The following is an 11,780-nucleotide window of genomic DNA, read 5'->3' as shown; positions in this document are numbered from 1 at the left end:
CAACGTTGTAAACGCCCCATAAGCTCGTGGGTGGCTTCTTGTTCTCAACTTCAAGGAACTCAAGCATTTCCTCGTAGATTCTCTTCGCCTCAAAGACAAGCTCGTCCGGGTCCCTGGCCTTCTCCTCATCCCATGCCGACTTGATTATCTGCGCGTAAATCGTGTTGGGGTTGATGTTCACGACCTTTGCAACGTCCTCAAAGTCCAATCGTTCATACTTGAGGAAGGTTGCAATGACCTCGGTCTCGGGCCCTGAGTCCAGGGCTATGTGATGAGGATCTCTGGTTGGGTTGAAGACAAATCTGCGAATCGGGAAGGCTTGGGGCTTTATTCCGAACAGGCTAAAGAGCGTGTGCTGTTTATCATACTTCAACCAGCCAAGGATGTTCTCCCACCCGAGGGCAAAGTCCCCCATAAGGCCGAGCTGGCCCTCATAGGCAGGGAGCTCGAGCATCTTGATGTAGAGCTTGAGCTCAGTAACCTGGCTCATTCTAGCCCTAAGCCAGCCTTCTCCGCGCTCCCTCAAGAGCTGGTAAAAGGTTCTCTTGACAAGCTGTGCCTTTGCCCTGTCGTATTTGCGCTCGAAGATGATGATTAATGGAGGCTCCTGGTTCCTACCCCACCTTGTGTTTAGCCAGATTTCTTGAAGTAGGGCCTTCATCGTCGTGGACTTCTGGAAACCACTTGGGCCGAGGAAAAGTATGTGATTAGCATCGTCGTCGTTTATCTTTAGCCACCTGTCTAGAGTATGGCGATACTCGTCGCTCTTCACGCCTCGCCCTATGTAAATCTCATTTAGCCTTCCTTTCGTTATGGGCACCCATGAGCTTGAATTACTAGCGACCTGCTCCACTCTAACCCCTCCGTTTTCTTAATGAAAATAAAATAACCCTCTTCACACACATAATATTTTAGCACTAAGCGCCCCGCTCATTTCTTTGTTTCCTCAAAACTCCCACCTCCAGCTGTGTTATCGCTTATGTCAGCTCCCAAGCTCTCTTTTTCCGATAAAGTCCGTATCCAACTAATCCAACTACGACGAGGCTGGCGGTGAGGCCTTTCAGCAGAACCGAACCAATCAGACGCTCTTTCTTTGCCTTCTCGATGTAGCTCTGCTTTGCTTCTGAACTCTGCTCGTTCATCACCTGCTGTATTATCTGCCTGTATTCCTCGTTCTGCTGGCTCAGAAAGTCCGCTTTCGCCTTGAGCTGGTTGTATTTGGTCGTTAGATTCGCCAGCTCGGCCTTGAGCTCGCGGTTCTCCCTGGTCAGATTTACGATTCTCGCGTTAAGCTCAGCAGTGTTCGGCTGACTCTTCAGTTTCTCCTTGAGCTGTGAGTTCTCCTTCTTGAGCGAGTCAACCTGCGCCTTGAGCTTCTTATTCTCGCTCTTCAGCGCGCTGATTTCCCTCGTGAGGTTCGCTACCTGCTCCTTGAGCCTTGTGTTCTCGTCCAGAAGGGCCGGATTTGCCGAGGAAGTCTGGCCGACTGTGAACATCTCGGGCGCGTTGATAGTGATGTAGCCCCTCCTGTTGAAACCTATGAACGAAATCGTGAGATTCCCTATTTTCGTGCTTCCATTTCCCTGAATTAGAGCGAGTATACCGCTCCCATTCTGAACTATGAGCGCGAGCTGGCCCGTGCGGTTGTTCTGGTCAACGATAAGCGTTAGATTGTTCACATTGAGGCTCTGTCCAACTTCGAGGGCTCCGGACCATGAGAAGGTAACCGCGAGGGCCGGGGCAATGGATAGCATATATATTATTATAGGAATCCAAAGCTTCATACCTCTGAAGCTCATCCTTCCACCTCCTCAGCAATCCACTCGCAAAGGGCCTTTTTCCAATCCGGAGCCAGCAAAATGAAGTATCTCGGCTCTCCCCACCGCCAGCCCTGGTTAGGCTTGACGATAAAGACCCCTTTCCGCGCGAGCGGAAGGATAATGTTGTAGAAATACTCGTTCATCGTCTGACGCTCGATTCCGAGATATCGAGCCATTTCAGCCTGATAGCTGACCTTGACTTTATTGAGCAGTCTGATGATGTCAAAGAGCGTCTGAAGCTCAAAGTTATACTTGTAAGGCTTTAACCTGACACGCCTGGTTTGCCGCATTGTGCTCACCCCAAAATGCCCTTCACTTCTACCGCGCCCGTCTTCCTGTTCACCCACGCAAAACCTGCGAACATTGAATTACTGCCAGCCTTAAGCTTCAGCTGGAAAACCCAATACTTCTGACCGTTCTTTTCCTTCTCAGTCAGGCTCCTCTTCTCGGGATAAAGCCGGTAGCCGTATTTTCGGAGTTTTTCATTGTAGCTGGCTAAATACTGGAGGACGAGATTGTAGGCCTCCTCGGCGGTGATTGGGTAGTTCTCAACGTAAGCGCCCTGAATTATCGTGATGTGCCCGTCCGCCCACTTTATCGTGCCATTCTCGACGATATAGTCCCTTTCAGGATACCCGAGCTCGTACAGTCTTTGCTTGAGCGGGTCAGTCTGGTGGAAGGTCGAGTAGCCATAGTAGAGCAGGAATACCGCCGAGACGAGCGCGAAAAGGCGCAGGATAACTTTTGAAAAAGATGGGGAAGAGCGGTGGGCGTACATGTCAGCCCACCTCAGCCGCCTATGGTCTTAGTCTCGTTCGCGTAGAGCTGGACGGTGCCGTTCGCCGGAACTCTGGCCATGTTGCCGCTCAGGTCGTAGACCTCGGCGTAAACGTCAAGGTAGTAGTACGTGCTGTCAGTCGTGTTGCTGTCAACGGTAAGCGTGTAGGTGTACGGGCTGACGGTGAGGGTGACGTTGCTGAAAGTTACACTGCTCAGGTTGCCGTCCGCGGTGACTGCGTAGAACAGGATAACTCTGTCTATGGCGTCGTTGTCGCTGGCGGTGATGGTGATGGTCGCGTTGCCGGTCGTGGCGTTGTACTCAATGCTCAGGGTCGCGGTCGGGGCAGTTGTGTCTTTCACAGTAATACTCTGAACGTCGCTCTCAAGGCTCTTGTTGCCGTCATAGACGACTTTCACCTTGTAGTAAATCACATCGCCGAACCTTGAAGGAATCTCGGCCTTGTAAGTGCCGTTAGCCTCGGTAGCATTAATTGGGGCATAGGTAGCGTTGTTCGGGTCGGCGACGTTGAGCGCGTAGAGTACCTGGACGCTTGAGACGTTGAAGTGCTCTTCATTCGTGAGCTTGAAGCTAACCAGCACGTGGCCGGTCGCCTGGTCAACTGCCGCGGTGAGGTCGGAAACTGCGAGCTGGTAGGTCTCAGTGCTGTTGCTCTGATTGTCAAGGTTTAGGAGCACTCCAGGGCCGGCACTGTCAGGCTTGGCAACTACAAGGTAGCCAACAACGAAGAGGGCGGCCAGGAAGCCCGCTATCAACCAATTCTGGTATTTCTTCTTCATTTTTCAAACACCTCCTAATCCACTTGAAATTTGCTTCAGCATTTCAGGAACCTGCTTCAGGAAAGAAACGAAAGTGTCGAATAGGCCGAAGGCTTTGATAAGGGCCAGCGCGCCGAGGAAGTAGAAGACCAGCGCCGTTTTTCCGCGCACTAAGGCGCCAATCAGGATGAGTATTAGGCCGAGGGCAATGTAAGGGTGCTGGCTTGCCAAGCTCTGGAGCTGGCTGACGATTGAATTAGCGTCCATAGTTCCCCCCTCCTCTCATGCTCAATCCTGCGAGTATTCCCACAGCTACAAAGCCAAGCACTGACTTCAGCAGGTCGGCGACGACTGAAATTGGATTCTTGTAGATTGCAATGAGGTAAACGACGACGATGAAGCCTGCAGCGAGGAGGTCAGCAAGGCCCCACACTGGACTGATGAATCTCGCAAAGGCCAGAGTCATGAGTACTGCCAGGCCGACGAGATGATACCACTCGGTTGGGAAGCCAAGGACAGTGAGGGTCGTCCTGAGAGTGTCCTGGAGCACTGTGATGTTGAGGAGGTAAAAGATGAAAGACGCTGCCAGCACTTGCCACTCTTTCATGGTTCCTCACCCAAGCAACCCTGCAGGGAAAATCACGACGTTGTGGAAGCCACCTGCGAACTGCGCCGCCAGCCAAATGATAGTCATCCAAGGCTCATCTCCAGTCTCTGGAAGCATTCCGTAGGCACTCATCATTCCGACCCATACGAGAACTCCCTTGTTGTACTGGCGTATATCCGGAGATATGGTGCCTCCAAGGAGAGCGAGCATACCAACGAAGATTATTGCGCTGACGAGAACTGGAGCGAGAAGACTCTGGACCCACTGTCCCTGTCCCTGGCCGCCCATTGCCTTGTACATCTTGTTGTATAAGCTATAGTAAGCCGTTTTGTCAATGAAGTAATCCATAAGGTCAAGGAAAAGCACCACTGCAAAGGGAGTACCTCTGACGGCATCGATAAAGTCCTTTGCTGTCACTGAATTGTTGACGGCATATTTCATTATGAGTGTAAACATGGCTATTGCAAAGATGGTTCTGACGAGGACCCTCCCCCAACTAAGCTTCTTGTAGTAATCAACCAAGGGCAATCCCTCCCGGGAATATTGTTAGGAAAGCGAACTTCGTCACGAGCTGCGTTACGAACCAGTATAGGAGGCCGAACTCGCTTGTTCCAGTCTTTGGCCAGAGAAGCAAGAGGGTCAAGACTCCGGCGACAACGTAAGTGATTGGGCTGATGCTTGCGAATGAAATTGTTCTGGCAAGCATCCACGTAACGATGATAAAGAACACTCCTGCGACTCCCAATGCAGTGATAAGCCCACTAAAGCCCTTCTGTTTGCCCCAAACTTTTTTGTAAAGGCTTCCAGTATCAAAAAGGTAGTCCATGATAGTGACAAAGAGTATTACTGGCAGGGGGATGCTCGCGAATGCTTGGTTGAATTGGGAGGCTGTTATTGAGTGCTCTTGTGAATACCAGGAGATCCCTGCCATTAGGAGGACTATCACTGCCTTATAAACCAAATTTGAAAAAAGAGGGCTCTGAGAGAGCCCCTTTTTCGCGTCCTTATTAGTCTCAGCCATCTTCCCACCACCTCACAGGGATACTCCTATTGCTGGCCCGAAGACAAACACAAACGCCAGGCCAGCCGCGATGAGAGCCCCCACAGTGCCAAACAACTTCTTGGCAATGTAAATCCCTGCAATCGCGAGCCCGATGCGGAGAATGAATGCTAAAACGCTCTTCCAATCGCTAAGGTCTGGCAGAACTCCCGGTAGGAACCCGCCCTCGTACTGTTTTGCGTTCTCATCGAGCTTCTTTGCATTCTCAGCGAGAGCCTTAGCCTGCTCAGTCTGGCCATAATAAGCCGCCTGCGCCGCCTGCAAGTAGTAGTCTCCAGCCATTTCCTCTTCCTTTTCAATCTCGGCGAATCTCAGAAGGTCATTTGAATCATCAGTTGAGCCCATTTTCTCAGCATACTCAATTGCCTTGTTGTAGTGCTTTATCGCGAGCGAAGCGTAGTTAGAAACGTCTTTCTTGCCCTCCGCGTCGCCCTTTGCCTTCCAAGCCTCCGCATCCTTTATCTTTGATTTCAGTCCTTCGATAATTGTCTTTGACATTGTCTTGAGCTTTGTAGCTTCCTCAGCAGTGATGACCTTGTCAGATACTATGTCCCCAATCTCAGTTATGTATGGGTCCAATGTAACGACTCTGTTGGGCGGAATAACTGCGATATTCGGCTCAATGAGAATCCAGATTGGTATTTTCGTGCCATCATCACGCTCTACTTCGGCTTTCAGGGCGAGGAAAGCCCTGTACGTCACGACATCGGGTGCGTTGTGGTAAGTGACGCTGATGTAGAGCTTCTTTCCAGATGCGATATCACCAAGCGTTGCGGGACCGTCAACAGGCTGGCTTTCTGCAAGCTCCCACCTGCCGTCTTTGAGAACCCTGTACACAACAATCCTTGCTTCATCTATAATTGCAGGATGCAGCGGGTCAAAGTAACCAGGGTTGCCCTGGAAGACAAATTTGAAGTTCGTGGTTGCGTCGAGGATGTTTATTGGGTTTCCATAGACGACAGTCAGAAGGTTTGAAGCCGCTCCCGCAAAGAGAATATTGTACCTTGTGAATTGCATTGCCTCTGGAGTATTCTTCGCGTCAACTGGTAATGAACCGCCAAATCCTCCGAGCGGGTAAGTTCCCCCACCAATGTGTTTCCACGCGGAGAGGCTCTGCCAGTATGCATGAATTGGCTCGTCGTGGTCAAAGTGCCACTCTCCGTCTGCATAATAGTAGATTTTCCTGTAGCCATCCACTTCAATGACGATTTCAAATTTATCGGGCTTTGCCGAGAACAGCTTCGCTATTGTGGCATTGTTCGCGTTGCCATACATGATGCTCATTAAATCGCCGAGGTTGTCATCGGGCCCTTTGAGAATAGTCTTAAACGTCCAGACAAAGGATTCATCACCAGGGTCAATGCACTCCTTGTCTTTGCCATATGTCCAAGTTCTTGTCCACTTGATATCTCCGGTAACAGTGTCTTTGACGTAAATTCTAACGCTCGTCAGGCAGATTGGGTCTTTCACGTCTTTTGTCCCGCGAGGAGCGAGTTCAAACTTCACGGGGAATGCACTGAAGCCGTAAATGCTTTCGGGTCCGTACAGTTTGAATTCTGCAAAATCGCCCGTTCCGTTGGATTCGTCAAATGAGTACGTCGTTAACTCGCTGTGGACTTTTGCTTGGAGGATTTGAAGGTCTTTAATCGCGGCAGCGTCGGCTTCTTTGGTAAGGTTGGAGGCGAGAGCACTTATTACGGCTGTGTTATTCTCAAAGTCCTGCTTAGTCACGTTCTTGTGCTGCTGGAAGTTACCGGGTATCTTTGGCTTTGGTGGATAAAGGAGCTTTTTCAGGGGGTCAAGGAACTTTCCAACCGCATCTTTCAAATCCTGCTCGGCATGAGACCCAAGAATATATCCACCTATCGCACCTACTACTGCACCGACTGCGGTACCCACGGGGCCAAAGGCGCTTCCAACGGTCGCTCCGATTTTTGCACCTGCGAATGCTCCCACGGCTCCACCGAGGACGTTGTTTTGCACAGTGTCAACGAAATTGCCAATTGCTTCCCAATTTGGTTCAAACCATGAAGACGCCGCAACTGGCTCTGCAACGCTGACAAGGAGTAGTAGCATAATGAAAACACTTGTGAGACTCTTCCTTCTGTCGCGCCTGTGAGGCTTTCTTCTCCTCTCCTCATCCTCGTCTTCCCTTCCCTCGCGTTTGTTCATTCTCAGAAAATCAAAGAAGGAGAGCACGGTCTCACCTCCTCCTCAGGATTGCGATAAATAGGCCGAGGCCAACCAAGGCCGCGAGGCTGTAGTAGAGCGTCTTTCCTCCGCTTGAAGTTCCGCCGAAGAGACTGAACCCTGAACTATCCGAGATGCTGACGGCTACTTTGTCGCTGAAAACAGTCGCGTTGCCCTGGAGAACCTGAACATTCAGCTCATACGCGTCATACTGGAGATTGTCAGGTACGGCAAAGGCTATTGAAACGTCCTTTTCAGTCAAGGGAGCAACACTGATGCTCTGGTTGATTTCCTTCGGCAGGAAGCCTCCAGAAACTTTGATAGTGTAGTACTGCACGCTGGAGCTCGGGTTCTTGAAGTGGAGGACAATCGTTCCTTCGCCGCCCTTACTGACTGTGAGGGTCTTTGTCTTGAGGGTAATGGCCGGGTTCACGGTGATGTCATAGACGGCCGTCTGGCCGTTCCACTGCAACTCAAGCGTGTACTGGCCCTCAGAAGGCACGTTGACGGTGAAAGTGTGCGCCTCATACGGGCTGAAGGCGTGGGAGTCACTCCACACCTCGTTACCCTGGCCATCCTTGAGAACCGCGGTGATTAGATAGCTCTGACCGCTACTTTCCGAGATGCGGAGCTCGTTCATGCCCACCTGCCACTCGCTCGGCATCTGGACGCTGAAGGGGAGAGGCTCGACCTTGTAGGTTACCTGCTTTGTCGTCGTGTAGGTCTTGCTCATTATCGCGTCGTTGCTCGTGAGGGTGATGGTGAAGCCGTGAGTGCCAACCGCGCCAGCCTTGAACTTGATAGAAACCTGCGTCGGGCCCGAAATATCGCCGAGGTAATACTTCCCGTTCTCGGGCGAGATGACAGAGCTGTCTTTTCTGACTTCGAGAACGTCAGAGAGGCCGGAAATGGCCAAGTAAGTGTTGTAGGTCGCGCTGGTCTGGATTGGGCTCAGAGTGAACGTGAGCTCGTAAATCGTGTTCTCGGGAATACTGATGTTCGCGGGGAAGTTCTCGAGTTTGAAAGCCGCGCTGTCGGGATACATTTCGACTGAAACCGTCATGTCGCTCTGGACGTCAATCGTCTTTGTAACGCTCCAGTACCCGCTTTTCTCGAAAGTTAGCGTATGCTGTCCCTTTGTCAGTTCTAAGCTTCCGCCGTCGTCAATCGTGCCGAGAACCGTAGAGCCTTCTTTCACCGTTACGCCACTCAAAGGCTGGCCAGTTAAGCCATCTTTCAGACTGAAAGTTACATAAGCTACCGCAGACTGATACGTTATTTCCTTGTAATATCCTGCATCAGTAACACCACTTTCCGACAAATCAACCGGAACCCTGGAACTATCATAAAGTAAAAAGATACTAACACCGCTCCAACGCCCAACCGATGGACCGTAGGGGTCATTTTGATGTAGTGTTATCGTCCCGTTTATCGTGTAATTCTCATAATAAGCGTATTTATCCGCCGAACCACTATCAGCCGCCAACAAAGTTGTCCCTTCATAAGTCAGCCAAGCTTTTATTGGATAAGCTCCCGAGCCCTCCCACGAAACCTTAGCCCAAATGTAAACGTTATCAGCCGTGAAAGTTGCTTTCTCGTAAACGTCGCCCGTTCCGTGCCCGTCCTCAGTCACCAGAACTACTTGTTTTATAGGAATAGACGTTTTTATCTTACTTACCGGTAACGGCGCTGAACTCGGACGGAAATCAGGGAACGCCAAAAACCTAAGCATATCCTTCAGCGTCGGGAAAGTTATAACATTCCCGGTAACATTGTATTGTGGCGTGTAATACCACCAGGTAATGCCGTTCAGAGCGTCTAAAATCATCTGCTCCGTGTAACCGTCCACAACTATATAATACGACGTTGAAGCCTCAACTTCTCTAACCGTGCCCGTTCCCACCGTCAAGAGCGAGCCGAGCACCAATAAAGCGAGCACTACCCCGAGTTTCCTCACTTAGACCACCTCCTTGAGAGCGCCCACGTGTCAATGCCAAGCCCGACGAGGACGATGCCGATTGACATCAATCCAAACGCGAGAATCAGTCCGAGAACGCCCATCTCAACCACCTATGCTGTAGTCAATGCCAATGCCACCAAGCAATGCCAGCAGAAGCGCGAGGTTCTGCACCGAGGTCTTAAGCGCGTCGAGAAGAGCCGTGCCGTTCGCCTGCCAGAGCGCGTAGATGAAGCTGACAAACATCATGTCATAAATGAGCACGCGCCAACCGCTCGTGAATGGCTCAATGAGCACGATGTTCCTGTTCCCCTTGTTCGTCAGCGCCCAATGTAGAGTCAGCCCGCCAAGAGCGCCGACCGCTAAAGCCTCCTTTGTCATCTGTCATCAGGGGCCAAGATATCTTGTACCAAAAGGCCACTATTAGCACGAAAAGAAGCAGTTGAGCGAGGCTTTTGGGCTTCATACTGCCATCACCTTGTGGGTTTTTGCACTTCGGGCCTTCTTCAGCCGGCCAATTTCGTGAATAGTCTGCTGTTTCACGCGCGTGAGTCGAGCGAGCTCTTTCTGCCCTTCCTCAATGAAGTCTCTGAGAAGTGCAATCTGCCTATCCAGATACTCTATCCTACGCTCAAGCACTTCGAGCGAGTCCATACTACCACCTCTTGCAGGCAATGATGATTTGAGAGAACTGATTTGAGCGGAGGAAGGCCCAAGATGCCCTAAAATAGAGAGTACGGCAAAGATATTTAAGAATATTAGAAAGGGGCTTTATAGCGAGTTTATAGCAATTATAAAAGATTGAAGGAACTCAAGCCTTTATCTCCTTGTAGAGCCTTCTTACTGCCATCCTGACAACAGCCGAGTCATTGTTAAGACCAAGGCTCTTAGAGAGCTCTTTAATCATGCGATGTGTTTCCCTATCAATGCTAAAAGCCCACACAAAAGCACCAGTACCATTCAACTTTTCCCGGGCCATCCTCCGCTCACCTCCCTTCATTCTTCCATCATAATCCTCCACATTGTAGCAAGCGTGGCCACGAAAGGAAAGAACACCCACATCATCAAGCTAACGAATTCGTCTGGTTCAGTAATTTTTCTGAGCCATTGCGGGTCGCTGAGAGTCTGGTAAACAAGAGCACCAAGCACATAGCCATAAATGAACTCCTGATGACCTACCTGTACCAAGCGAGCCTGAACTCCCAATCCTGCGAGCACTGCAACGACTAAAGTGAGAAAGCGCGGGAGCTCCTTCCACTTCATCATTTTGAACCCTCCAGAACCTTCTTTAGCTCATCCACAATCCGAGAATACGCCTCGTCGGCGAGGAGGGTCTTGTTCAGGTAGTGAGTCGCCCCAACGCGCTGGCTTGCACGTCCCTGGATGAAGTCAGCGATGTCGGCAGGAACGCCCTGACGAATGAGAAAAGTGTAATGCCACTTCCGGATTGTGTTCGCAGAAACCTTTCCATGACTCACCCAATCCTTGGCGCTCACATAGTTGACATTCATCGGCTCAAGGAGCTCGTAGAACTCCTTTGGGGCATAGGCCCAAAAGCCCCTCTTTTTGCCGCGGGAGAATGCGAACAGTGGGTATCTGGCGACCTTCTCGTTCACGATGTAAACGTTCTGCCAGTTGAAGGTGTTCACCAGCTGGACCGCGTGAGTCAGTCTTATTCCTGAGAACACCAAAAGCTTAAAGAGCGTGAGCTTTTCTTCACCGCGCTCTTTAATGGCTTTGTATGCTTCTCTGATTTCCTCGTCAGTCACGAAAATGGCCCGGACTCCTGACTTCCGCTTGATTTTCATGATTCTTCTCCAGTCGTCTGCGAGGTGGTAGTCAATCACGTGCTTTTCTTCGAGGAACGTTGTGAACTTGCGGAGGCCTTTCACTACTCTGTCGTTGTAGTTCTCCGCCTTGAGGGCCTTTTCTAGGTCCTCGTACGTCTTTAATGAGTGCCGACCAAAGAAAACTTCGAGCGCTTTAAGGTAGTCTTTCTTCACTACTGGCGTTATTTGGTCAGAGAGCCATTCTGCGAACTGCTTTTTGTAAATGGCCCACAAATCGTTGAGTTTTCCTTGCCTTACAAGGTGGAGGTCCGGGGTTCGAATCCCCGCGGGCCCACCACAACAGCCCTTTCTGACGAAAGCGCTGGCGGAAGATGATGTGCCTTTTAGTGATTGCGGGTTTCAGAAGTGGTTTCTGTTGGATTTGCTCCTTCTGTGCTGGGTTTCCCTCTTTGAAGGCGCCCGAAGGGCGCCGATATGAAGTTGAAACTATCTCAAGGGGTTTTGTTGTAGTGTTAAACCCTCTATGAACTTGCTCTTTGTTAGTGCACGACTGTTTTTCCGCTCTTTGGAGAGAAGGGCGTTCTTTTCGCCAGCCTTTCCCAAAGGCTGTGGGCAAAGTTTCATCAAAGTTGGTAGCTCCTTCTAAAAAGCTAAGTTTCGAGGGATTTTTCTCTTCAGTTGGTCGTTTTGAGTGTGAGAACTCTCCGATGTTGTTTCTTAGGGACGAATGGTTTAACTTTAAACCGACCCCTGAAGGGCGTTAAAAGAGAGTAAACCCTTTTGTAAGGGCTGTTTGAGA

15 protein-coding genes and 1 pseudogene are annotated in these 11,780 nt (G+C 50.5%); all 16 read right to left on the bottom strand.

Annotated features, from left to right (window positions below; translation table 11 throughout):
* Window positions 1-853, bottom strand: a pseudogene (locus MVO87_RS07645) (hypothetical protein); the annotation flags it as partial.
* Window positions 854-977: 124 nt separating this feature from the next.
* Complete coding sequence (locus MVO87_RS07640) at window positions 978-1,799, bottom strand: hypothetical protein (protein ID WP_297514430.1); 822 nt, start codon at window positions 1,797-1,799, stop codon at window positions 978-980.
* On the bottom strand, window positions 1,796-2,110 hold the full coding sequence (locus MVO87_RS07635) for a hypothetical protein (protein ID WP_297552771.1): 315 nt from the start codon (window positions 2,108-2,110) through the stop codon (window positions 1,796-1,798). Before MVO87_RS07635 ends, MVO87_RS07640 begins: the two co-directional genes overlap by 4 nt.
* Window positions 2,111-2,115: 5 nt before the next feature.
* Window positions 2,116-2,598, bottom strand: a complete 483-nt coding sequence (locus MVO87_RS07630) for a hypothetical protein (RefSeq protein WP_297514434.1) — start codon at window positions 2,596-2,598, stop codon at window positions 2,116-2,118.
* An 11-nt stretch (window positions 2,599-2,609) separates the two neighbouring features.
* The gene (locus MVO87_RS07625; protein WP_297514437.1) at window positions 2,610-3,398 is read right to left on the bottom strand and encodes an Ig-like domain-containing protein; all 789 of its coding nucleotides are present in this window, start codon (window positions 3,396-3,398) and stop codon (window positions 2,610-2,612) included.
* A 3-nt stretch (window positions 3,399-3,401) separates the two neighbouring features.
* Window positions 3,402-3,644 (bottom strand): t26-9p, encoded by a 243-nt coding sequence (locus MVO87_RS07620; RefSeq protein WP_297514440.1) that lies wholly within the window; start codon window positions 3,642-3,644, stop codon window positions 3,402-3,404.
* Entirely contained in the window at window positions 3,634-3,984 is a 351-nt protein-coding gene (locus MVO87_RS07615; RefSeq protein ID WP_297514443.1) for a hypothetical protein, read from the bottom strand. The genes MVO87_RS07620 and MVO87_RS07615 overlap by 11 nt, the downstream gene beginning before the upstream one ends.
* A 6-nt stretch (window positions 3,985-3,990) precedes the next feature.
* Window positions 3,991-4,506 carry a hypothetical protein gene (locus MVO87_RS07610; protein WP_297514445.1) on the bottom strand — a complete coding sequence of 172 codons (516 nt, stop codon included), beginning with the start codon at window positions 4,504-4,506 and terminating at the stop codon, window positions 3,991-3,993.
* Window positions 4,499-5,005, bottom strand: a complete 507-nt coding sequence (locus MVO87_RS07605) for a hypothetical protein (RefSeq protein ID WP_297514448.1) — start codon at window positions 5,003-5,005, stop codon at window positions 4,499-4,501. The genes MVO87_RS07610 and MVO87_RS07605 overlap by 8 nt, the downstream gene beginning before the upstream one ends.
* A gap of 12 nt (window positions 5,006-5,017) precedes the next feature.
* Window positions 5,018-7,243: a YMGG-like glycine zipper-containing protein gene (locus MVO87_RS07600; protein WP_297514451.1), complete on the bottom strand. Its 2,226-nt coding sequence runs from the start codon at window positions 7,241-7,243 to the stop codon at window positions 5,018-5,020.
* A gap of 4 nt (window positions 7,244-7,247) precedes the next feature.
* On the bottom strand, window positions 7,248-9,191 hold the full coding sequence (locus tag MVO87_RS07595; RefSeq protein WP_297552769.1) for a peptidase associated/transthyretin-like domain-containing protein: 1,944 nt from the start codon (window positions 9,189-9,191) through the stop codon (window positions 7,248-7,250).
* A 105-nt stretch (window positions 9,192-9,296) separates the two neighbouring features.
* Window positions 9,297-9,572 carry a hypothetical protein gene (locus tag MVO87_RS07590; protein WP_297516490.1) on the bottom strand — a complete coding sequence of 92 codons (276 nt, stop codon included), beginning with the start codon at window positions 9,570-9,572 and terminating at the stop codon, window positions 9,297-9,299.
* Between the two features lie 81 nt (window positions 9,573-9,653).
* A complete protein-coding gene (locus tag MVO87_RS07585; protein ID WP_297516493.1) occupies window positions 9,654-9,845 on the bottom strand; it encodes a hypothetical protein in 192 nt (63 codons plus the stop codon).
* Window positions 9,846-10,002: 157 nt separating this feature from the next.
* Window positions 10,003-10,170: a hypothetical protein gene (locus MVO87_RS07580; protein ID WP_169302023.1), complete on the bottom strand. Its 168-nt coding sequence runs from the start codon at window positions 10,168-10,170 to the stop codon at window positions 10,003-10,005.
* A gap of 17 nt (window positions 10,171-10,187) precedes the next feature.
* Complete coding sequence (locus MVO87_RS07575) at window positions 10,188-10,457, bottom strand: hypothetical protein (protein ID WP_297516499.1); 270 nt, start codon at window positions 10,455-10,457, stop codon at window positions 10,188-10,190.
* Window positions 10,454-11,194 (bottom strand): integrase, encoded by a 741-nt coding sequence (locus MVO87_RS07570; protein ID WP_297516501.1) that lies wholly within the window; start codon window positions 11,192-11,194, stop codon window positions 10,454-10,456. The genes MVO87_RS07575 and MVO87_RS07570 overlap by 4 nt, the downstream gene beginning before the upstream one ends.
* Window positions 11,195-11,780: the final 586 nt, after the last annotated feature.

This window comes from Thermococcus sp. (genome assembly GCF_027063845.1).
In the GTDB taxonomy this organism is placed as follows: Archaea; Methanobacteriota_B; Thermococci; order Thermococcales; family Thermococcaceae; genus Thermococcus.
This window is presented reverse-complemented; position numbering and strand designations above follow the sequence as displayed.